The 23,519-nt window shown below is 39.9% G+C and carries 21 protein-coding genes; 13 read left to right on the top strand and 8 right to left on the bottom strand.

Annotation, left to right across the window (positions count from 1 at the left end; genetic code table 11):
- Positions 1–188: 188 nt before the first annotated feature.
- From ssuC to fbpA, 6 genes are all read left to right on the top strand, one after another.
- The gene (gene ssuC / locus V7121_RS16410) at positions 189–977 is read left to right on the top strand and encodes an aliphatic sulfonate ABC transporter permease SsuC (RefSeq protein WP_335494304.1); all 789 of its coding nucleotides are present in this window, start codon (positions 189–191) and stop codon (positions 975–977) included.
- A 230-nt stretch (positions 978–1,207) separates the two neighbouring features.
- On the top strand, positions 1,208–1,981 hold the full coding sequence (locus V7121_RS16405) for an ATP-binding cassette domain-containing protein (protein WP_335494306.1): 774 nt from the start codon (positions 1,208–1,210) through the stop codon (positions 1,979–1,981).
- Positions 1,982–2,033: 52 nt separating this feature from the next.
- Complete coding sequence (locus tag V7121_RS16400; protein ID WP_335494308.1) at positions 2,034–3,656, top strand: FAD-binding protein; 1,623 nt, start codon at positions 2,034–2,036, stop codon at positions 3,654–3,656.
- Positions 3,653–3,994, top strand: coding sequence for a 4Fe-4S dicluster domain-containing protein (locus V7121_RS16395; protein WP_335494309.1), 342 nt, complete (start codon positions 3,653–3,655; stop codon positions 3,992–3,994). Before V7121_RS16400 ends, V7121_RS16395 begins: the two co-directional genes overlap by 4 nt.
- A 14-nt stretch (positions 3,995–4,008) precedes the next feature.
- Positions 4,009–5,022, top strand: a complete 1,014-nt coding sequence (locus V7121_RS16390; protein WP_335494311.1) for an ABC transporter substrate-binding protein — start codon at positions 4,009–4,011, stop codon at positions 5,020–5,022.
- A 58-nt stretch (positions 5,023–5,080) separates the two neighbouring features.
- A complete protein-coding gene (gene fbpA, locus V7121_RS16385; protein ID WP_335494313.1) occupies positions 5,081–5,275 on the top strand; it encodes a Fur-regulated basic protein FbpA in 195 nt (64 codons plus the stop codon).
- Positions 5,276–5,324: 49 nt separating this feature from the next.
- Here fbpA and V7121_RS16380 read toward each other — a convergent pair whose 3' ends face one another.
- The gene (locus V7121_RS16380) at positions 5,325–6,527 is read right to left on the bottom strand and encodes a CynX/NimT family MFS transporter (RefSeq protein WP_335494315.1); all 1,203 of its coding nucleotides are present in this window, start codon (positions 6,525–6,527) and stop codon (positions 5,325–5,327) included.
- 179 nt (positions 6,528–6,706) lie between these two features.
- On the opposite strand from V7121_RS16380, the gene V7121_RS16375 reads away from it, so the two are divergent.
- The 3 genes from V7121_RS16375 to V7121_RS16365 are packed head-to-tail and all read left to right on the top strand — an operon-like array spanning position 6,707 to position 10,578.
- Entirely contained in the window at positions 6,707–8,251 is a 1,545-nt protein-coding gene (locus tag V7121_RS16375; RefSeq protein ID WP_335547227.1) for a spore germination protein, read from the top strand.
- Positions 8,252–8,255: 4 nt separating this feature from the next.
- Positions 8,256–9,365: a GerAB/ArcD/ProY family transporter gene (locus V7121_RS16370; RefSeq protein ID WP_335494319.1), complete on the top strand. Its 1,110-nt coding sequence runs from the start codon at positions 8,256–8,258 to the stop codon at positions 9,363–9,365.
- Complete coding sequence (locus tag V7121_RS16365) at positions 9,340–10,578, top strand: Ger(x)C family spore germination protein (RefSeq protein WP_335494321.1); 1,239 nt, start codon at positions 9,340–9,342, stop codon at positions 10,576–10,578. The genes V7121_RS16370 and V7121_RS16365 overlap by 26 nt, the downstream gene beginning before the upstream one ends.
- A gap of 225 nt (positions 10,579–10,803) precedes the next feature.
- Here the strand turns inward: V7121_RS16365 and V7121_RS16360 are convergent, their stop codons facing one another.
- Entirely contained in the window at positions 10,804–11,706 is a 903-nt protein-coding gene (locus V7121_RS16360) for a DMT family transporter (protein ID WP_335494323.1), read from the bottom strand.
- 143 nt (positions 11,707–11,849) lie between these two features.
- Here V7121_RS16360 and V7121_RS16355 point away from each other — a divergent pair, with 143 nt between their 5' ends.
- The gene (locus V7121_RS16355) at positions 11,850–12,353 is read left to right on the top strand and encodes a protease inhibitor I9 family protein (RefSeq protein WP_335494325.1); all 504 of its coding nucleotides are present in this window, start codon (positions 11,850–11,852) and stop codon (positions 12,351–12,353) included.
- Positions 12,354–12,401: 48 nt separating this feature from the next.
- On the opposite strand, the gene xylB is transcribed toward V7121_RS16355, so the two are convergent.
- The 3 genes from xylB to xylA form a co-directional block, all read right to left on the bottom strand.
- The gene (xylB, locus tag V7121_RS16350) at positions 12,402–13,907 is read right to left on the bottom strand and encodes a xylulokinase (protein ID WP_335494327.1); all 1,506 of its coding nucleotides are present in this window, start codon (positions 13,905–13,907) and stop codon (positions 12,402–12,404) included.
- A 92-nt stretch (positions 13,908–13,999) separates the two neighbouring features.
- Positions 14,000–15,388: a D-xylose transporter XylE gene (gene xylE / locus V7121_RS16345; protein WP_335494328.1), complete on the bottom strand. Its 1,389-nt coding sequence runs from the start codon at positions 15,386–15,388 to the stop codon at positions 14,000–14,002.
- A 250-nt stretch (positions 15,389–15,638) separates the two neighbouring features.
- The gene (gene xylA, locus V7121_RS16340; protein WP_335494330.1) at positions 15,639–16,973 is read right to left on the bottom strand and encodes a xylose isomerase; all 1,335 of its coding nucleotides are present in this window, start codon (positions 16,971–16,973) and stop codon (positions 15,639–15,641) included.
- 247 nt (positions 16,974–17,220) lie between these two features.
- Here xylA and V7121_RS16335 point away from each other — a divergent pair, with 247 nt between their 5' ends.
- The 3 genes from V7121_RS16335 (at position 17,221) to V7121_RS16325 (ending at position 20,364) form a co-directional block, all read left to right on the top strand.
- Positions 17,221–18,369, top strand: a complete 1,149-nt coding sequence (locus tag V7121_RS16335; RefSeq protein WP_335494332.1) for an ROK family transcriptional regulator — start codon at positions 17,221–17,223, stop codon at positions 18,367–18,369.
- A gap of 36 nt (positions 18,370–18,405) precedes the next feature.
- The gene (locus V7121_RS16330; RefSeq protein ID WP_335494334.1) at positions 18,406–19,374 is read left to right on the top strand and encodes a 2-hydroxyacid dehydrogenase; all 969 of its coding nucleotides are present in this window, start codon (positions 18,406–18,408) and stop codon (positions 19,372–19,374) included.
- A 294-nt stretch (positions 19,375–19,668) separates the two neighbouring features.
- Positions 19,669–20,364, top strand: a complete 696-nt coding sequence (locus tag V7121_RS16325) for a CAP domain-containing protein (protein WP_335494335.1) — start codon at positions 19,669–19,671, stop codon at positions 20,362–20,364.
- A 593-nt stretch (positions 20,365–20,957) separates the two neighbouring features.
- On the opposite strand, the gene V7121_RS16320 is transcribed toward V7121_RS16325, so the two are convergent.
- From V7121_RS16320 to V7121_RS16310, 3 genes are all read right to left on the bottom strand, one after another.
- Positions 20,958–21,437, bottom strand: coding sequence for a GyrI-like domain-containing protein (locus V7121_RS16320; RefSeq protein WP_335494337.1), 480 nt, complete (start codon positions 21,435–21,437; stop codon positions 20,958–20,960).
- 27 nt (positions 21,438–21,464) lie between these two features.
- Entirely contained in the window at positions 21,465–22,481 is a 1,017-nt protein-coding gene (locus tag V7121_RS16315) for a S66 family peptidase (protein ID WP_335494339.1), read from the bottom strand.
- A 115-nt stretch (positions 22,482–22,596) separates the two neighbouring features.
- Complete coding sequence (locus V7121_RS16310) at positions 22,597–23,397, bottom strand: IclR family transcriptional regulator (RefSeq protein ID WP_335494341.1); 801 nt, start codon at positions 23,395–23,397, stop codon at positions 22,597–22,599.
- Positions 23,398–23,519: the final 122 nt, after the last annotated feature.

The following is a 23,519-nucleotide window of genomic DNA, read 5'->3' as shown; positions in this document are numbered from 1 at the left end:
TTGTCGGAATTGAAAGAATTAAGCCACAATCGAACCGATTAATAAAAGAATATAGGTTACCAGACAACTGGAGACACGAACTTATGTGTCTCCAGTTTTGTTTATATATAATAGTCGACTATTCGCATAGAGACTTCTCCTACTAATGAGAAGTCTCTTTTTTTATCTAAAAAAAGGAGCTGATTCAAATGAGACGATTAAGAGATTCAATTGGTCAACAGTGGTCAACATGGGTGGTTCCAATCCTTATCCTAGTTCTGTGGCAAGTGTTAGGACAAATCGGCTTAATTGGCCAAGATATTTTACCGACGCCGCTGGAGGTATTACAGGCATTTATTCAGTTAAGTAAGGATGGTGTGTTGTGGGAGAACATGGGGGTAAGTGCGAAGCGGGCGTTTATCGGATTTCTGATTGGCGGCAGTATCGGTTTTGTGCTTGGGATGGCGAATGGTCTATCAAGAACTTCAGAAAAATTATTGGATAGTTCGATTCAAATGATTAGAACGATTCCACACTTAGCCCTCATTCCAATTGTCATATTGTGGTTTGGGATTGGCGAATCATCGAAATTGTTCCTTGTCGCACTTGGTGTTGCGTTTCCCATCTACCTTAACACCTTTCATGGAATAAGGTCCGTTGATAAGGGGCTTATCGAAATGGGAAAAGTATACGGCCTCAAATCGCTCCATTTAATTATTACGGTGATTCTTCCTGGAGCGCTGCCATCTATCTTGGTTGGCCTCCGCTATGCCCTAGGAATTATGTGGTTATCGCTCATCGTCGCCGAAACGATCTCAGCTGATTCAGGGATTGGCTATATGGCGATGAATGCAAGGGAGTTTATGCATATGGATATCGTGGTTGTCAGCGTTTTACTATATGCCTTACTTGGAAAGTTATCCGATTCTGTTGCTAAGTTTTTGGAGAAGCAATGGCTGCAATGGCACCCTAATTATAACCATGTGAAAAACCGGTAAGTTTTTATTTAAAAAATTGTTGCCTTTTAACATTCGCTCATTGAAGTCCAAGATTCGCCCGTTGAAGTCAATAATTCGCTCATTGGAACCCCGAATTCGCCCATTGAAGGAAGCAGCCCGATAAATTACCAAAAGAAAGAGTGTAATTTTACACAAAAAATAGTATTTCTTGAGTTTTTTCAAGAGTAGTTACGAAAAAAGTATTTTTAAAGAAAGCGAGAGTGAACAAAATGGCGAGAACCCAAACTGGATTAAAGCTAGAACTATCAAAAGTTGAAAAATCATTTGGTCAAAACAGGGTATTGAAGGAAATTAATCTATCGATTAAACCGGGTGAGTTTGTGGCCATTGTCGGAAGAAGCGGATGCGGGAAAAGTACCTTGCTACGACTGATTGCTGGACTTGAATCGGTTAGTAATGGGCTAGTCCAGGCGGATGAAGAAATCGTCATGCGAAATCACGCGGATTCAAGAATCATGTTTCAGGATGCACGGCTGTTGCCATGGAAGAAGGTTCTAACCAATGTCCAAATCGGCACGAAGTCGCGGTCTAAGGATGAAGCCAAAGCTGCTCTGTCCTTAGTAGGGCTCGAAAATCGAGCGGACGATTGGCCAATCGTTCTCTCAGGAGGACAGAGGCAGCGCATTGCGTTAGCCCGTGCATTAGCGGGTGAACCACGTTTACTGCTCCTGGATGAACCACTTGGTGCTCTCGATGCACTGACTAGAATTGAAATGCAGCAATTGATCGAAAAATTGTGGCTTGAGCAGGGGTTTACCGCCATTCTGGTGACTCATGACGTGAGTGAAGCTGTTTCTTTAGCAGATCGGGTCCTTTTGATTGAGGAGGGGGAAGTAACCATGGATATTGAGATTTCGCTCGATCGTCCCCGCATCAAGGATAGCAAATTTGTCTATTATGAAAGGTTAATCCTTGACCGTGTTATGGGGGAAACCAAACCCCACATCCAGGAATCCTTGCCGAAATGGGTTCGTACCATCTGATTGCAATGAAATACAAGGTATTCACAAATTCGAATTACAAGGAGGAATTGCATTGAGTAATCAAGTAGGAAAACAACCCAAGGGAGAACGAGAGGTAGAGACTGACGTACTAGTGATTGGGGGAGGACCATCGGGGACATGGGCAGCCATTAATGCCGCATCAAAAGGAGCAAGGGTCATTCTCGTCGATAAAGGATATTGCGGAACTAGCGGTGCGACGGCGCCATCGGGGACAGGAGTTTGGTATGTGAATCCAACCCCAGAGGAACAGGAAAAAGCGATGAAAAGCAGGGAAGCGCTAGGGGGATATCTGCAGGATAGAAAATGGATGAAAAATGTATTAAATCGGACCTATAGCAATGTCAATCAGTTAGATACATGGGGATATCCATTTCCACTAGATGAAGATGGGCATAAACATCTGAAAAGTTTGCAGGGGCCAGATTATATGCGTTTAATGCGAAAGCAGGTGAAAAAGGCAGGGGTGAAAATTTGGGATCATAGCCCGGCGCTCGAGCTTCTGGCGGATGAACATGGTGTGGGCGGGGCCGCTGGGGTTTTTAGTGAAACAGGGGAACGCTGGAAAGTAAAGGCTGGAGCCGTAGTGATTGCTTCCGGCGGGTGTGCCTTTTTAAGTAGGGCATTGGGTACCAATGTCTTAACAGGTGACGGCTATTTACTGGCTGCTGAAGCGGGCGCCAACTTATCAGGGATGGAATTTTCAAATGCCTATGCGATTGCTCCAGCTTTTTCATCCGTAACCAAAACAGCCTTTTATACATGGGCAACCTTTTATTATCAGGATGGTTCCATCATTGAAGGAGCTGGTTCTCAAAGAGGACGGTCGGTGATCGCGAAAACACTGCAAACACAGCCCGTCTATGCAAGATTAGATAAGGCAGATGAACAAATGCAGAAATGGATGCGCAAAGCACAGCCAAACTTCTTCGTTCCGTTTGACAGGTTAACAATTAATCCGTTTACGGACCGGTTTCCAGTAACTCTGAGATTAGAAGGAACCGTTCGGGGCACGGGTGGCATCCATCTGATCAATGAAAATTGTGAAACGAAGGTGCCTGGATTATATGCAGCCGGTGACGCTGCGACACGGGAATTTATTTGCGGTGGATTTACTGGTGGGGGTAGTCATAATGCGGCCTGGGCGATGTCATCAGGTTCTTGGGCGGGTGAAGCAGCCGGTGAATATGCGCTAAACCTAGGTTCAAATGCATCAAAACGGAACGTAGCAGGAATTTCGACGACACCCATCTCAGCAAACTGGAGCAAATCAAATAAAAAAGGTTTTGTCTTGTCTGAAATTACGGAAAGCGTCCGTGCCGAGGTGACTCCTACTGAAATTAACTTATTTAGAAATGAGAAAACGCTCCAGTCGTCTTTACAGCGGCTTGACCTCATTTGGGAGGAAATTCGTTTAGGTATTTTAGCAAACAATCCTAATGTCGTCAGAGTGAGAGAAGCTACAGCCATGACGGCAACTGCACGATGGATGTATTCTTCGGCTATTGAGCGGCGAGAGACACGAGGGATGCACAAACGGTTGGATTATAAGGAACAAGATCCGCGTTTTCATTATCGAATTCTTACCGGCGGACTGGATCACGTATGGGTCAAACCAGATCAGCCGCTGCATCAAGAGGAGGGGGTTAGAAGATGATTGAAATCATTAGTAAATCAAAATGTATAAGCTGTGGATTATGTGTTTCTGTCTGCCCCACAGGCGTATTCGACCAGGAAAAAGGGAAGGTTCCCGTGATTGCCCGTAAGGATGATTGCCAAACCTGCTTTATGTGTGAAGTGTATTGCCCTGTTGATGCGATGTACGTCTCCCCAAATGTAGAGGAAGTCGCAGTAAATGAGGAAGAACTTGTAGTTAGCGGGATTTTGGGAAGTTATCGAAGAGAACTTGGCTGGGGAAAAGGACAGAGTTCAAGTGCAGCTTCAGATGCTTCCTACAAGATGTTTCAAATGATGAGCAAATTACCAGGACATTAATAGGAGGATTTTTAATGAATAGAACCAGCAAGCGAACATCGTTTTTAAAAGGATTAATGGGATTCCTACTGGCAGCGGTACTTTTAACATTGGCGGTGGGGTGCACAAATAGTACTTCTTCTAAGACCTCAGAGGAGGCTAATAAATCCAAGTCGACCACATTAAGGATAGGCTATATAGGATCAACTAAAGATAATATTCCTACAGGTGCGGAGGGCTGGGGGCTTCAACATAAACTTCTTCAGGAAAAGTTGAAGAAAATCGGCATCGAAAACTATGAATTTCATGCGTTTCCAAATGGGCCTCCATTGAATGAAGCGATTGCGGCAGGAGAATTAGATATTGGTATTTTAGGAGATACTCCTGCGATTGTAGGGAGATCAAACGGACTCAAGACACGGTTAATCAATCAGGCGGCCATTAACAGCAACGTCTGGTTAATTACTCCGAAAAATGGAGTAAAGTCATTAGAAGAATTAAAGGGAAAGACCGTAGCAACGCAGTTGGGATCGTATATGTATCGCTACCTTACTGGGGTACTCAAAGAAAAGGGCTTGGATAAGGATGTTAAAATTGTCAACATGCTCACAAGTGATGCAGAAGCTGCGTTAAAACGGAATGACATTGCCGCTTTTGCATTTCCGACAAACTCCGGTCCGCTGATCAAGTCAAAAGGATATCCGGTAATTGATCAGGCAAAGGATCATCCCGAGTTACTTGGAAGCACCGTCACCGTGGTTACCGAGGAATTTTTATCGAAGAATCCAGACTTCCTGACTATTTGGAATGAAGTCCGTGAACAATCATTAGCAGATTTATTAACGAAACCGGAGGATTTTTACCAATTCCAATCAGAACAAGTGGGTTATCCAGTCGAAGTCATGAAGGAGTCTTTGCCACTAAATAATTTGAAATCTGAAGCATTGTCCAGTGAAGGACTTAAGTTACTAGATGGGACGAAAAAGTTTCTTGTGGAAGGGCAGTTTGCCAAAAAGGATTTTGAAATAAAGGATTGGATTGCTAAATAGGGAGGGGCTGTTTTTCATTACCTCTTAAACTGGGAATCTAAATTAGGGAGAGGATGATATGGATCATATTCTTCGGAAGGGTGTAGAACAAAGAAGGAAAATGTTAATAAATATCCTTCTTTCCTTTAAAATATATAACAATGAGGAGCAGCTTTCGGAGTTATCATTAACAGAATTAGAAAATGAATTTAAGAGATTAAAGTCAACTAGTCATCCTCATAGTAATAACGGCTCGATTCAATGGAAGAAATAAATAATGGCGACCAGTGCTATCACTGGTCGCCACCTTTTTCCCCACTAAACTAAACATATTGATTCCGCCCCGACAACATCCCAAATAGCATAACGACTAGAGAGATAATGATTAATGTAATCAGTGGGATCGTCCACAAATGGGTATAATCAAACAAATATCCAATAAACATCGGGCCTACTGCTGCTAGGATATAACCAGTGGATTGAGCCATTCCTGATAATTCAGCCGCTTGCCCGGCGTTACGGGCGCGCAGCCCTATATAGCTTAGAGCCAGAGGAAAGGTTCCTCCCAAGCCAATCCCTATCAAAATAATACTTACAATTAAAATTGGATAGGATGATCCCAACCATAACACTAGAAAACCAGAAACGGTACACAAGCTTAATAGGAAGGATATCCACGTTTGTGAACGATAACGTCCTGCAATCACAGGGATTAAGAAACTCGCTGGTAATCCGACAATTTGGCTAAAGGACAAGAGCCAGCCTGCTGTTTCCATGCTTAATCCATGACTATGCAAGATTTCAGGTAACCAAGAAATCGTTACATAAAATAAAAAGGATTGAAAACCCATAAAAATGGCGATTTGCCAGGCAAGCGGTGACCGCCAAAGGTTTGTGTTAGAACCAACCCTTTTCATTCCCTTTTGACTTCCCTGAGTAAATTTGGATAAATATCCCCACACCAGAATCGCGGCGACAGCCGGAATTCCCCAAACGTTTAAAGCACCCTTCCACCCCAGGTTCATTCCTTCTGCTAAAGGAACACTAACGCCTGATGCTAATGACGCAATTAAACCCATTGAAGTGGAATATACACTTGTCATTAAGCCGAAGTGCTTTGGAAATTTATCCTTTGCAATCGCTGGTAAAAGAACATTTCCAAACGCAATTCCCACGCCAATAAACAGCGTTCCAGCGAAAAGAAGAAACGCATTTGGAACGGATCGAATGACAATGCCGATTAAAAGAGAAGACAAACCGATTAGTAGGGCTATTTCATTTGTCATCCGATGGGCAAGCTTTGGGACTATCGGTGACATAATGGCAAAAACAATTAAAGGCAAACTCATTAGTAAGCCTGCACTCCAATGGGCTAGTCCCACATCCTTTTGAATCATTCCGACTAATGGACCTACAGAGGTAATAGCAGGGCGCAAATTAAAAGCTACGAGTACAATTCCTGTAATCAGCCAGATATTATAAAACGATTTCGAATAGGTAGTTGCTTTTGATTTTAGTAACTCCACGACTTTGGCCTCCACAATAAACAAACTTTATACAGTATACCATAATTGAAAGTGGAGAGTAGGTAGTGAAGCAAAAGCCACCCTAATCATAAAAGTAGCAGTTATTTGCTTTCAGCAATGGTTACACATACATAAGCACACCTAAAATTGGCAAACTTATTAAAAGTTGGAGGTGGTTCATGATGAAAAAACCGAGCATAAAGATGCTCTTTGAGAAAAACAAGTCTGAACCACAATTTGTGGAGAAGTCAAATGTAAAGGATATAGAACTAAAAAAACAAGATATTAGCAGTAGTTATGATAAAAATTTAGCAACATTTAAGTCCATTTTCAGTGTACCTAAAAATACAGATGTCAAGGTACGTGAGTTTACAATCCGTGCACTCAATCGGCGTGCTTTTATTATTTTTATAAGTACAATGGTCGAAGTGGAAAGAATCCAGGAAAGCATAGTGAAACCGCTGCTTGAAAATGAACTATCTACAGGGGAAATTAGAGATATCGTTTCATATCCCATCGAAAAAACAGCCACTGTTATTGGGGAGATTACGGAATTTATTACAGGCGGGATGACAGCACTCTTTATAGATGGTGATATCCAGAGCCATTTATTTGAAACTACGAACCTAACGGGTCGTTCCATTGAAAAGTCAGATAATGAAGTGATTGTAAAAGGGGCCAAAGAAGCTTTTAACGAAAGAGTAATTGATAATATTGCCTTACTTCGAAAAAAAATAAAAAATGAAAATTTAATCGTGGATTCTCAAGTTATTTCCAAACGATCTAGAAACGATGTATTTCTTGTCTATCAAAAGGACCTTGCTAATGATGAAATACTTCAAACCATAAAAGATAAGTTAACTTCGATTGATATCGATAGAATTCTCGATTTAAGTATCCTGGAGCAATATTTAGAAGAACGACCAAGGTCGCTATTTCCAACAATCTTATATACTGAACGTCCAGACCGGGCAGCTTCATTCATTGAAGAAGGGCATATTGTTATACTAATGTCTAATTCACCAAGCTGCTTGATCCTGCCAACAACCTTTTGGTCCTTAATGCATTCACCGGAAGATCATTACTTGCGTGCACCCTATGGTAATTTCATTCGGTTGTTGAGACTATTTGCTTTTCTTGTCGCTGTGTTTGCCTCTGCTTTTTATATTGCGATTACAAACTATCATGTAGGAATGATTCCGCCAGATTTGTTAATGGCGTTCGCAGGCACAAGGGAACGTGTTCCTTTTCCGTCCGTCATTGAAATCTTTATGATGGAAATAGCTTTTGAACTTATTCGAGAAGCTGGATTACGAGTGCCAACCCCGATTGGGCCAACCATCGGGATAGTTGGTGCCTTAATTCTAGGTCAAGCTGCTGTTCAGGCGAATATCATTAGCCCGATTGTCATTATTGTCATTGCCTTAAGCGGACTTAGCTCATTTATTATTAGTGACTTAAGCATAAATTTTGCTATTCGTATGACACGCCTTTTGTTTATTTGTTCAGCAGGGCTCCTTGGCGTATATGGGTTAATTGCCTTATGCATGGTCTTTCTCTTTTATTTAGTTTCACTTAATTCATTTGGGACACCTTACCTTGCTCCGATGACGCCACATTTCTTATCGTCAAAGGACCTTATTATTCGTCATCTTCCAATAAAAGAGCGGTTTCGCCCTGGTTATTTAAAACCAAAGGATATGGTCAAACAAAGAAAGGAATAAAAGTATGAAGCAGCAGGTTGGAAAACTTGGCCTACGTGAATATATTTCCATTGCCATTTTAATGGTGGGTGCAAAGGCAACGGAAGATACACCCACTATTCTTTTTAATAAAGTCCATAACTCATCATGGATGCTTCCGATATTATCGGCGGGGATATTTTTTATTCCGCTTTATTTATTACTAAAGATCATGACGCTGTACAAAGACAAAGATTTATTTTCCGTTATTCAAAAGTTACTTGGAAAATACTTGGGTTTTATCGTGTGTCTGCTTATCTTTTTGATAAGTTCCTATGCCATTTCGTTTGATAGCAGGTCCTATTCAAATATTATCCGAACGTTCTATTTTACAACCACACCGAATCTCATTATCTATGCCCTATTAATGGTCGTTTGTACCTATGGTGCTAGAAAAGGGATTCAACATATCGGCTCGGTTGCCTACCTTGTCATTTACCTGTCCGTTTTCTCTTTGTGGTTTGCTTTAATGTTAAGTATGCAACAAAGTACGATCCAATCTATATTTCCAATCTGGGGTCCCGGTAAGTTAGAAATCTTGAATCAAAGTTCTCAAAAGGTAACTCTTTTTGCTGAATTTTTTCTGTTTACTATGTTCATTCCATATCTTCCATCCATTAAGGAATATAAAAAGGGTACGTGGTTTGCCTTTGTTTATGTCAGTATCCAAATTAGTGCGGCGATTTTTATTTATATATGTTTGTTTGATATAGGTATGGGTGGAGTAGGTTATCCGTTCCATACAGCCATTCGTTTTATTTCATTCGGAACCTTCCTGCCAAATGTTGAAATCATTTTTTTTATCACATGGTTAATGTCTGTTTTTATTCGTTTTACTGCATTTCTCTATTTAAATTCCCTAATGTTCGGTCGTCTTTTTAAAATTAAAGACATTGAATATATAATACCATCACTAGCAACTATTTATTTATTGATTGGAAGCATACCTGAAGCAGCCGTTAATGTGAGCACAGAATTTAGAGCGTTATCCCTAACTATTGCCGGTCCTACGTTTGCTGCCATTTCGATCATTCTATGGTTATCGGCACTGTTAAAAGGAGAATTTAAACGTGATAAAAACAGGAACAGTATGTAAATTATTGATGTTTCTATTTATTGTCTGCATATTAACAGGCTGTTGGGATAAACAAGAATTGGAAGATAAAGCCTATGTAATTGGGCTGGGAATTGATCATTCAAATCATAAAGGGAAAATAAAAGTGACGATGCTACTGGCTAATCCTGAAGTTGGGAGTATGCAAGGAGGCGGTGGTTCTACAGAAAAGCCTAGAGAAATCATCACCTTTGAGGCCAATGATTTCATTGCAGCGAAAGGGACAGCCAATGCGATTATCTCACGGACCATTAGTTATGAATTATTAAAGATCTTTGTTGTTTCGGAGGAATACGCCAAAAATCCGAATTTTATTAAGACTTTTTCAGACATCCAAATGGATAAAGAAATTAGACTGGATAGTCATTTAGCCGTATCGAAAGAAAATGCAAGTGAGTTTTTCCTGAAAAATAAGCCGAAAATGGAAACGAGGCCACATAAGTACTTTCAATATATGGTTAATCATGGGATTGAAAATGGCCTCATTCCGGACTCGACCTTATTTCGGTTTTTTAACACAACCTATAGAAAGACTGAACTTTTTTTAGCGATGTTCATTTCCGCCGAAAAGGATAAGAATCCTAAAGAGCATCGGGAAGATGAATACATGGCGGGTCAAGTGAATGCCACAGGGGAGCTTGATGATACACAATTTATTGGATCAGCGGTTTTCAGGAATGGCATGATGATCGGAAAACTAAACGGTCAGGAAACACGTATGGTGAATATTCTTGATGATACCACGAATATCAAAGATATATTGATTGATTTACCAGATCCTTTTTCAAATAAAAAGAAACAGCTCGCGGCAAGAATCTTAAAAACAAAAAGTAATAAAGTAAAAATGAATGTGAAGAGTGCCAGGCTAAAGGTTGATATCACGGTCCCATTAAAGCTTGAAATTATGTCAAACCCATCCATGATTGACATTGCGAAGAAAAGGAACCAACAAATAATAAAAAGTCAAGTGACTAATCATCTCAAAAAAGTAAATGAAAAGTTTTTTAAGAAAACCCAAACGAAATTAAAAGGAGTACCATTTCCCTTATCCATGTATGCACGAAGGTATTTTGGGACCATTCAGGAATATAAAAAATTTGATTGGCAAAAATCTTACTTAAATGCGGATATACGTGTGCACCCTAGTATTCAAATTATTGATTATGGAAAACAAACTAAAGCACTGAAAAGGTAGGGTAGAAGAATGGGCTTATTTATCTTTGTTAGTCTAATTAGTATTACTGTATATACTTTTGGGTTTGCTGTCTCTTTATGGAAGGGCAAACAAAAGCTGAGTGCAGTGGCCGTTTTATTCCTCACCCTTTGTATAATCATTCTGCCGTTTTTCTCAATCCTTTAAAACGAATTAAAAAAGCGAACAGTGTCAGGTACTGTCCTCTAGGATGAGGTCAGGCTCCAATTAAGGCGAAGTAGTGGGAGACTGGCCTTTTTTTTCAAGTTTTAATTCTAGTTTTTCGCTTAAGAATGTGGAGCCAAGGACAAGTACACCGCCAATCATTTGAATCACTGTCATCCCTTCACCCAGGAAAATCGCAGCAATGATCACGGCCGAAATCGGATCGATATAGCTAAGGACAGCAATCGTTTGCCCTTTTAATTTTTGGATCGAAGTAAAGTATAAAAAGTAAGCCAAACCAGTATGTACAATCCCAAGGATTAAGATAAAAAGAATCGCAGTGGAGTTTAACTCAGTAAAATTAAGTTGACCCTTCCAAAGTAAGTAGGGAAGTAGAACCAAAGCAGCGGCCATTAATTGTACTAACGTGGTTTCAAAGCCGGATAAGCCTTTGATGAATTTGTTCATTAATATCACACTAGCATATAATGCTGCCGCTAAAAGACCATAGAAAATTCCTAGGGTATGATTCATTGAACCACTAGTACCGCCAGATCCGGGATTCACTATTAAATATAGACCGATCATGGCCATTACGATACAAATGACCTTTGTACTCGTCAGTTTTTCTTTCAGTACCCATGGAGCTAAAATCATGACAAAAATCGGCGCAAAGTAATAACTAATCGTGGCGTTGGAGATTGTCGTATATCGAAAGGACTCAAACAGAAAAATCCAATTCAGTCCAATTGCTGCTCCAGATAATAAAAGCAGTACAGCGTTTGCTTTCAATGCTTGGAGAGAGGGCTTATGTTTGACAAGGAAACTAGCAATAAGCAAAAATACACTTCCGATGACACCTCTTAAAAAAGCAATTTCACTGGAAGATAGATCAATCTTTTTTACAAAGACCCCGATGCTTCCAAAAATGAGCATCGTCAAGATAAGACACCATTTTCCCTTCATGTGAATCCCCCCTATTTTCTAATCAAATTCTCTGTGTTTGCTCAACTGCTATATACAGCAGGGGGCATCTCTTCTTATGTTATAAACTGGAATAAGGTAAAAATCAACCATTAACTATTTTGGGCATTAAAGGAGAAGTAAGAATGATGAAGAATTGTTATAGTGGAGCGCTTTTAGCAACAGCTATTTTCATTAGTATGAGTGGATGCGTTCTTAAAAACACTCCTCCCGCCAATAATGAGATTGAGGTGAAAGAAACGATGAATCCATCCGTTCATATTGACCCTGCCATTGACCTTTCCAGCAAGCAAACCATCTCAATTATCATTGAATTCAAAACTAAACCAGCTAAAGTAGCAGTAATTGAAGCAGAAGCAAAGGGAATTCCCTTAACGTTGGAGGAAGCGCAGGAACAAGTAGAAGAAAGTCACCGCATGTTTCAAAAGGAACTACTGGAGTTATTAGATAAGAACCAGACTCCCTATAAAATAAGGCACAAATATACGACTGCCTTAAACGGTGTGTCGATGGAAATACCCGCAAATGAAATCAAAAGGTTAGCAGAGTCTTCATCCGTCATTTCAAGAATATCACTTAATCGAAAAATCAAACTAGACCCACCCATATACCCTTTTAAACAACGGTGAAAAAGCGAACAGTGCCAGGCACTGTTCGCTTTACGGAGGCATCAAGCCTTATTTATTCCCATGACGGAGATCAAACAATTGATGGTTGATGGCAACAGTATGCGGATATACATCTTTATATACTTGGTAGAATTCCTTATAGCGCTGAACATTTTCTGATTTTGGTTCATAGACTTTATCGGCTTTAATAAATACATCGGCACATGCTTGAAGAGAGGAGAACCAACCCAAACCAGATGCCGCAATCATCGCTGCCCCCATGCCAGGCCCTTGTTCATTTTGCAGCTTCACGACGCGTGCGTTAAAAACATCGGCTTGAATTTGTAACCATAATTCACTCTTCGCACCGCCCCCAATCGAAATAACGGAATCAATATTTTTTCCATAATTGCGGAAGATTTCAACACTCTCATTAATCGAGAAGACAATTCCTTCAATGACAGCGCGGGTAAAATCACCTTTTTGGTGAGAGCCATCAATACCAGTAAACGTTCCTCTTATCTTTGCATCGGCATAGGGTGTCCGTTCACCCACCAAAAAAGGAGTGAAAATAAGCCCATTTGCTCCAATTGACGATGAAGCTGCTTCATTTAATAGACTGTCGAACGATTGCTCCTTAGCGAACGTTTCTTTAAACCAGGTCAAGCTATATCCAGCAGCTAGTGTGACACCCATTGTATAGTAGGAGTCTTTCTGACCGTGATTGAATAGATGAACTTTACCGCCGTAATTTTTATTTTTATCGTTCTCATAGGAAAGAAAAACTCCTGAGGTTCCGATACTGCAAAGAGCGATTCCTTCCGATAAAATGCCTGCCCCAATTGCACCGCATGCATTGTCTGCACCACCTGCAAACACTTTTGTTGCTGAAGATAACCCCGTTGATGTAGCAATTTCCGGCAAAATTGTCCCAACGAAATCTTCCGTTTCCACTAATGGGGGGCAGATGGCAGCAGGAATTTCAAAGGTGCGAAGAATATCCGTACTCCACGATTTATTAACGACATCCAACATAAGCGTACCTGCGGCATCTGAGTAATCCATGTGGATTGCTCCAGTTAACCGATAGCGGAGATAATCCTTTGGAAGTAAGAAAACGTTTGTTTTTTCCAGATAAGCAGGCTCATTCTCCTTCACCCAGAGAATCTTTGGCAAGGTAAAGCCCTCTAATGCTGGGTTTTTGGTAATTTCCAGCAGCTTACCACCTAGTTGCTGATCGATACTTTTGCATTGCGGAGTCGTTCTTGTGTCATTCCATAAAATTGCATTTCTAATTACGTGATGGTTTTCATCAAGCAGGACTAATCCATGCATTTGACCGGAAAAACTTAGCCCTTCGATATCGTTGGGGTGTACATTTGCGTCACGAACCAACTGTTTTAAGGCGGCAATCGTTTGTTGGACCCAATACTCTGGATTTTGTTCGCTGTATCCTGGCTGCTGCTGGATGAGCGGATAGTCCTTTGAGACTGAATAATGAACATCGCCTTCTTGGTTAACGAGAAGGACTTTAACAGAGCTGGTACCTAAATCTACTCCAATAACATATTTCATATTGATTTCCCTCACCTTTTTACTAAATTTGGCCTTCTATAAACAAACGCCATCCTTCTTGTTTGTGCAAAGGATAGCGTCTAATAATAAATTTAAGCTGACTTTCTCCAAGTTCCTTCCATTTCCTCCAAGGTCTTTCCTTTTGTTTCCGGTACAAATTTCCAAACGAAAATGGCGGAAAGAACACTCATTAATCCGTAAAAGCCATAGGTGACAGCACCACTAAATTCCATCATCATTGGATACGTAGAGGAAATTAAATAGTTAGCCGCCCATTGTGCTGCAACCGCAATAGCAACCGCGCGTCCACGGATATTATTAGGAAAGATTTCAGATATCAATACCCAGCAAATTGGACCCCAGGACATCATAAACGAAGCAGTATAAACGATAATGAAGACTAACGTGCTCACACCGATTACATCGAAATAGGCCAAACTAGATACCCCAAACATACCAATTGCCATCCCAATCGAACCTACAATTAATAATGGTTTACGGCCCCATTTGTCAACAGTCATAATAGCGACAAGCGTAAAAACGACGTTAATTACGCCCATAACCGTTGTCTGCAGCATCGAGGCATCTTTACCCGCTCCCATGCTTTCAAAAATCCGTGGTGCATAATACAAGGCAACATTAATACCGACAAACTGTTGAAACACAGAAAGCAAGATTCCAATAATGATCACAGCTTTACCGTAAGTAAATAGTTTTTCAGAAGAAGCATCGACCGTTTGTTTAATTTGTTGCAAAATCGCTTTTGCAGCGGAAGACCCATTAATTTTTGAAAGGATGGCAAGAGCTTTGTCATCTTGATTTTTCAATGATAAATAACGAGGTGTTTCAGGGACCATCAGTAAGAATACCCCAAATAATAATGCCGGTACACCACAAGATGCAAACATATATCTCCAGCCAACATCATTGACCCATGCTTGACTTTCTCCACTCGAAATTGAAAAGTTAACGAAATACGCAACGAGCATTCCTAGAATGATCATAAATTGGTTAAAGGATACCAAACGGCCCCGGACATTTGCGGGAGCCACTTCTCCAATATACATTGGGCACACAGCTGAGGCCAAACCGACCCCAATTCCTCCTAAGATTCGATAAAGGTTAAACGCGATTAACAAGCCAATTGAGGGTTCTCCTTTTTCGAAAAACAGAAACTCAGGATAAGCTGCCCCTAGGGATGATACTAAGAAAAAGATAGAGGCAATGATAAGTGAATTCTTCCGGCCAAACCTCGAGGCAAACTGACCGGAAATAAAACCGCCAATAATACAGCCTATTAATGCACTAGAAATGGTTGCTCCATGAATAAATGCCCCTAAATTAAGACTATCGATTAGATAGATTTGTAATGATTCCTCCGCACCAGAAATAACGGCCGTATCGTAGCCGAAAAGCAAGCCGCCTATCGCGGCTACTAGTGTAATTCCAAATAGATAAAGCGAGTTCTTTTTTTGCTCCATCGTAAATGTTAAAGACGGGTGTCCTTTTGGATGAAATTATACCAATTTATTAATAGAGCGCTTTCAAATGTACTATGTAGGTTGGTATAATACTCATCCTAAAATCCGTCTTTATCCTCCTTTTATTGTGGAATGGAAAACTCGGAAATTACTTCTGTGAAAAATATTCCCAAAATAGACCCGCAACTACAATTGGCTTATATCAGTTGACGGGTCCATTAGAAATAAAGGCCATCGTTGACTTATATGATTAGACTTCCAATAAATATTGGTTTAATAAAGCTTTCAAGTGTTCCGTTTTACCAGAAACATTTTTTATGGTGTCATTGTTGAGAGCATATGTCTCAAGTGTGTGGAAGTTGGCTCTGCCTTGAACAATATCTAAGCCAATTCCATTGGTAAAGCTGCTGTAACGCTCGGCAATCACATTTTCAAACACGCGGTCTTCGATTAATTTATGAGCCACTTTTAAGCCTCTTGCAAAAGCATCCATTCCAGCTATATGTGCATTGAAGAGGTCTTCTGCTTCAAAGGACGTTCTTCTTACTTTGGCATCAAAGTTCAGGCCGCCCCGACCAAGCCCGCCGTTTTGAAGAATTTCATACATTGCTAGGGTTGTAGAATATAAATCAGTAGGGAATTCGTCAGTATCCCAGCCAAGTAAAGGATTTCCTTGGTTTGCATCCACAGAACCAAGAAGGCCGCTAGTTCTTGCCACACGTAATTCATGCTCAAATGTATGTCCAGCAAGGGTGGCATGGTTCGCTTCAAGGTTCAATTTAAAGTAATCCTCTAAACCGTATTGCCTTAAGAACGCAATCGTTGTAGCTGCATCCGTATCATACTGGTGGGTAGTAGGCTCTTTTGGTTTTGGCTCAATTAAGAATTGACCGTTGAAGCCAATTTCCTTTGCATAATCAACAGCCATATGCATAAATCTTGCTAGGTTATCAAGCTCTAATTTTAAGTCAGTATTTAATAAGGTTTCATACCCTTCTCGGCCGCCCCAGAATACATAGTTTTCTGCGCCAAGTAGTTTGGCAGTTTCTAAGCCCTTTTTCACTTGGGCTGCTGCATAAGCAAACACGTCAGCATTGCAAGAAGTAGCTGCACCATGAACAAAGCGTGGGTTCGTAAACATGTTAGCCGTGTTCCATAATAGTTTTGTGTTACTTGTTTTCATGTAATCTTGAATCATCTCTATAATAATATCTAAATTTTTATTTGTTTCGCTTAAGGTTCTGCCTTCTGGTGCAATATCACGATCGTGGAAAGCAAAGAATGGGACACCTAGTTTTTCAAAAAGTTCAAAGGATGCTTCGACTCTAGCTTTGGCTAAATCCATTCCAGTGAAGTGATGATTCCATGGTCTTTCCATTGTTGCAGCACCAAATGGGTCGGTACCATCGGCTGTGAAGGTGTGCCAGTAAGCAACTGAAAAACGTAGGATTTCTTTCATTGTTTTTCCGCCAATAACTTCTTCAGGATTGTAATATTTAAATGCTAATGGATTTTTAGAATCCTTCCCTTCATAAGCTACCTTGTTTACGCTTCCAAAATAGGTATTCTTCAATGTTTGAACCATGTTTATTCCTCCTGAAATTTAATGATGTTCAAAACTATGTAACTTTAACCAAAATCAAATGGTGTTAGTTTGTTGTTTGGATAAACTAACTTAAATCTGATTACATCTTATAAAATTAAAGCGCTTTAATCAATAGTTTTTTTGAATTTTTTAAGTATAATTTCACCAGATGTTGATTTATAATGTAATTAAACAACAAAAAGTCAATAGAACTTAATTGTTTCATTATACAAACGGGGGCAAGTTAATGATTATCGCAGATCAAATGTTAGTTAAGAAAATGAATCAAAAAGTACTGTTAAATGAAATCGTTGCCAATTCTCCTATTTCTAGGGCGAGGTTATCTGAAATAACAGGATTAAATAAATCGACTGTTTCTTCCCAGGTAAATACCTTAATAGAAAAGAACCTTATTTTTGAAATCGGACAAGGACAATCAAGCGGGGGAAGAAAACCAGTCATGCTGGTTTTTAATAAAAATGCTGGATATTCAATCGGAATTGATATCGGCGTTGACTCTATCAATGGTATTTTAACTGACTTAAAAGGAAATATTGTCCAAGACCAGTATCATCATTTAGAGAAACCATCCCTTGATAGCAACAAAGATCTTATATTTTCTTTGATAAAAGAACTCAATAGTAAAATCCCAGATTCACCTTATGGATTAATTGGCATTGGTATTTGTGTACCGGGGCTGGTTAATACGGAGCAAAAGGTCGCGTTTACCCCAAACATCGACTGGAATTATCAACTTGATTTAAAAGCGCTGATTGAAAAGGAATTTAAGGTACCTGTGTTTATTGAAAATGAAGCCAATGCAGGTGCTTATGGTGAAAAAGTCTTTGGGGCAGCCAAAAATTATCAAAACTTAATATACGTTAGTGTCGGGACCGGAATCGGGATCGGCATTGTGATTAATAATGATTTATATCGCGGGGTTAATGGTTTTGCAGGGGAGATGGGTCATCTAACCATCGATTTTAATGGTCTCAAATGCAGTTGTGGAAATCGAGGCTGCTGGGAATTATACGCCTCTGAAAAAGCGTTACTCCAGGGTAACGGGGCTATTACATCTAGTCAGGAACTGATTCACCAAGCAAACCAAAATGACCCTGATACCTTAATGGCATTACAAAATTTTGGCTTTTACCTGGGGATTGGATTGACCAGTATCTTAAATACATTTAACCCGCAAGCGGTTATCATCCGAAATGATATTGTCGAAGCACTGCCTATGGTTTTGAATTCGATTAGAAATTCTATTTCATCAAGGGGTAATGACAAACTTACTAACAATCATGAGTTATTACTTTCTTCCTTAGGAAAAAATGCGCCTGCATTAGGGACATCATCGATTGTAATTGAGAAATTCTTGGAATTGTTTACATCTTAATCATTGGTCCGTCATACAGAAAGGGTGGAGGGAGATTTGAAAAGAACCGTCTATATCACAAGAAAACTACCGGAGGAAATTGTCGATAAGCTTTCAAGTCGTTTTAATGTGAAAATGTGGTCTGAAGAGGATGTTCCTGTTCCGAGGGAAGTTTTATTAAGAGAAATAGAAGAGGTAGACGGACTTATCTGTCTATTAACAGAAAAGATTGATGAAGAGGTACTGAATAAAGCTAGACAGTTGAAGGTCATTAGTAACGTTGCTGTTGGCTATAATAATATCGATGTGCAGGCTGCAAATGAGAAGGGAATGGTTGTCACCAATACACCTAGTGTATTAACTGAAACGACGGCCGATCTAACCTTTGCCCTGTTAATGGCGGCAGCACGAAGAGTGGTGGAAGGTTCGGATTATTTGCGCAGTGGGGAGTGGGGAGCCTGGTCCCTGATGCAAATGACAGGCCAGGATATTTTTGGGGCAACGATAGGGATTATTGGTTTAGGAAGAATTGGCGAAGCCCTTGTCAAACGGGCAAAGGGCTTTGATATGAATGTTCTGTATTATAATCGGACTCGGAAACCAGAAAAAGAAGTAGAGCTGGGGATCCATTACCGGGACATGAAGGACTTGTTACAGCAATCCGATTTCGTTTGCCTTCTTTTGCCGTACAGTCCTGAGGTACATCATTTAATTGGTAAAGAAGAATTGTCATTTATGAAAAGAAATGCCATTTTGGTCAATACGGCTCGGGGTGGCCTTGTTGATGAGGAAGCATTATATCATGCATTGAAGACAAGGGAGATTTGGGGTGCTGGGTTGGATGTGTTCGAACAAGAACCCGTGCCTATCGATCATCCTTTATTATCCCTGCCAAATGTAGTCACACTGCCGCACATTGGCAGTGCCAGTTTGAAAACGAGAATGAGGATGGCAGAGTTAGCTGCAGATAATATGGTAAGTGTCTTAACTGGGAATGAAGCAATTACCCCAGTTTTAATAAAATAATTGTAAGATTAGTTACTTTTCTGAAATATTTGTTAAGATTGTTGCCCAATTGGATAGTTGTCAATAGTATTTTTCTTTATAATTTTTGGTAATAGTACCGTTAATTAGGAGGAGTTAAAGAGGGAATTCATTTTTTTGATAGACTTGGGAGACTTAGAGTATCGGTAGATTACTAGATTTGAAAGAATAACCGACTTTTATGAATGTAAAATTCTTCCTCAATTATGACAAAAATCGTATGGTACGATTGATTTGTGTAAAAACGGCAAATTGTCAAAATAGGAGGAAGAAACGATGAAGAAGACAAAAACAATTCTTACTGTGGCAGCTGTGGCAGCGGTACTGATGTCGAATCCACTCTTAAATAAAGCCTTTGCTGCAACAAATAGTCCGGAAAAGGTTTATGTATACCAAGGGACTAATATGAATGAGATTAATAGCATCATCGAAAAATATCTTGCTAGTTTAGGATTTACATTTTCTCAAAGTACCGTAAAACAGCCGGTTTCGACTCAACCAACTCAAGCGGTGCCAACACAGGAGCCTGCTCAAACTACCGCACCAGAACCGGAGGCTGTGAAGCAACCTAGCCCAACACAAACAACAAGTACCGTGAGTGCTTATGAGCAAAAATTGGTCGATCTGACCAATCAAGAACGGGCGAAAAATGGTTTGCCAGCGCTTAAAGTGGATACAACACTTAGCAAAATGGCTCATGAAAAGTCTCGTGACATGTCAGTAAATGGCTACTTCAGTCATACAAGCCCAACATACGGTTCACCATTTGATATGATGAAAAAATACGGAATTTCGTACCGCTATGCAGGTGAAAATATTGCGATGGGCCAGCGAACCCCTGAAGAAGTGGTCAAAGCTTGGATGAATAGTGAAGGCCACCGTAAGAATATCTTAAGTCCGAATTACAATTATATTGGCGTCGGATATGTGGCGCAAGGTAATTACTGGACACAGGAATTTATCGGTAAATAATGAGAGCTTGGGGATGAACTGTCCCCAAGCTTTTTTGTATCTTGTTTCCTCTAGCCGTTTTAATTGTTCGTTTCTATTTTTTGAATAATGGTCAATTACTACTATAAGCTATTCGTGACCATTAGAGGTGAAAAATCTGGTACACAGTAACGATAAGAGGCTATTCATGCCCGTCACTGTTGGAAAAACTCCTCAAAGGTAACGAATAAAGGTTATTTGTGCCCGTTATGGGTGAAAAAATAAGTATATGGTAACGAATAAGGTAAATATTTTTGTATAAAGCAACAAACCGCTAAAAACGAGCTTTTTTAAACAAAAAGAACACCTCTTATCTTTGAAGAGGTGCACTTCCTTGTTAGCATAATTGTCTTGTATTCATCGGTAGATTAAAATTATTTTTAAGGGAGCAACTGTTTTACTGGTGCTCTTCCTAAGGTATCGGCTCCGCCTACGCCTAATACCATGATAGCCACGCGTGCTATCCCCTCTACCTTGTACTATAACACCAGATTATTAATAAATTATGAACTAGATATTAATCATTAATTAATATTTGGTTAAAAACTAATCAAATGTCTGATTAAGAAATTTCCTTATTTTAAAGGAATCCAAATTTCTGAGTAGTAATCAGGGCTCCAAGGATCTCCTTCTAAATAGACTTCTAAATTTGGCGTCCCAGCATGCGTGTAATGGCCAGAGGGAAACCATTCAGAGTAAATTTGTTCCCACACATTTTGGATTGCTTCAGGCATTGCGCCGTGAACTTCAAATACCCCCCACTTGGAAGCGGGCAGCTCCAGACTTAATAAACCGTCTGGTATAATCCCTTTATGTTCCGTAGCAATCCAGTAATCCATTAATTGCGCCTCTGTATCTGGCTTATTAACACATACCCCTAAGACCCCCTTAATTTCCCCATTATTTAACTTGATTAATAAATCGTTGGTTCCGTCTGCATGAACTTCAGTCCACAATTTGGGAATCTCCGTTAAGTTCTCCCCATTTTTATATGAAATCTCACGCTTGACACCAATAACTTGGAAGCTGTCTCTTTCGATAATCTTGTATTTCATAAATTTCACTCCATAACCCATTTATATTCATGATCGAAAATATTGTAAAACAGTTCCCTTCCCGTCTGAGACTTCTACCTCTGAATAAGCACCGTTAATAAAAGTAATCTGCGGTGGGAGATGGCCACAATCAATGTCATATATAATGGGAATGCCAAGTTCCACGGCAAGGTCTTGATATACATCTTCCACCGTATAATTGTCCACAGGCTTATTGGCTTCACTACGACCAAACATCAGACCTGAACAATTTTCAAACCATCCAGCTAACTTCATTTGTACCAACGATCTTCGTAAATCAGTCGTACTCAGTTCACAATTCTCTAAATACCAGATAACAGACTCCCCATTGATATGTTGATTTCTAAAGTTCGCTACATCACCAAAGGGTGTCCCAATTAGATGTCTAATAATATCAATACATCCACCGAGTAGACGACCCTCAATTTTTACTGGATAATGTCCAATGGTTTTCCAAACAGTTTGTTCAGTTAAATGAAACACACAAGGAGAAGGGTTAGCGTGCTGCCATTCCTTTTGGTATTTTTCTGAGGAATATTGAAGAATAGATTCCCCTGAATTCAGCGTCAATACAGACTCCCACATGGCTGTTGTTTTGTCGATAAACTCCCCTCGTAAATCTACTAAATTTGTCCCATGTGCTGTAGCGATGCCGGTCTTTAGGGTGATGGCCAGTAGCAAGGCACTTATATCTGAGTAGCCTAAAACCCATTTGTTTGTCAGATTTTCAAAGTTAATATGTTCAAGAGTTTCAATCAGTAATTCGCCGCCCCAAGGTGGAATGATGATGTCAATACCACTGTCGGTCATCATACCATTGAATTCATCTGCTCGTGTTAGTGCTGGGGCTGATTTAGCTTTGTCCTGGGTCCAAGTAGTTTCACCAATGTCTGTTCGAAACCCTCTTTGTTCCATCCGACTACATGCAAGTTTAAGAACATCATGTAATGGTGATGGCACACCCGATGAAGGTGCGGTGACTCCAATCGTTGCCCCCTTTTTTAAATATGGGTAGGTAATCATGGATATCCCCCTTACAATTTACATGATTTTATCATTGTAAAAGTAGTAAAAGTTTAATGCGCGAAGCTAGCTTAATCAATGATAACAGCAACCTCACCGCTTTAAATTTCTGTTTTTAATCGACTGCGTTCGGAATAATGCCATCTCTATGCCCAGATTGCTGATACCCAGCATGTTTCGAAATCCGTCCGGCTAAATCAATAATTTCAGTGATGGCTTGTTCTTTTTTGATTTTCCAGCTGCTTTCTAGCATCGTAAAGCTAATCCCATAAATCAGCTTATTTTCATAATTGTAAATAGGTGCGGATACGCAATAAAATCCAAGTGAAGCTTCTTGCTCTTCGCAAATATATCCCTGTTGTTTGGCGGCAGCTATTTGTTCCCAGAGTCCATCGATATTTTTTACTGTATAAGGAGTATTTTGCTCTAATTCTCTTCCTGAATAGAGTTCCACAAGCTCTTCATGTCTATATTGAGCTAATTGGATTTTTCCAATCGCTGTAGCATGAGCGGGGAACTGCATTCCTGGATCCGTCACTAAGCGGACGCGGGAATCATTTTCTTCTTTTGCTAAGTAAACAATATTGGTACCGTGAAGCGTACCCATTTGTACCGTTTCATTTAGTCTTTTTACTGATATGGCCGCTTCTTTATGAAAGGTTTCTAGAAAATTGAAATTACGAAAGTATGCCGCACTATATCCACCCAAAGTTGGTCCTAATGTGTAGGTATCGCTTTTTTCTTTTACAATCCACCCGAGGATTTCGAGGGTATTTAAAAGTGAAAACATCGTACTCTTATTAATATTCAAGGATTTTGAAATATCTATTAATCTGTGTTTCCCTGGTTCTTTGGCAATTAAACCAATAACTAAGTTGGTTCGTTCAATGGCTGGAACCCAATATTTTTCAGACAATTTAACACCTCATTTTTAAACGAGAAAATGGATGAAGCTCCTCATCCTTATAATAAAATAAGTATAAAAGTTTGAACATAGATAACTGTCCAGCTCCAGCACCCTAGCGGCTAGTGTCCTTC

It is taken from the genome of Neobacillus drentensis, from assembly GCF_036962125.1.
GTDB classification, from domain to species: Bacteria; Bacillota; Bacilli; order Bacillales; family Cytobacillaceae; genus Neobacillus; species Neobacillus drentensis_B.
The sequence above is the reverse complement of the archived record's forward strand: the minus strand, read 5'-3'. Positions and strand labels throughout refer to the sequence as shown.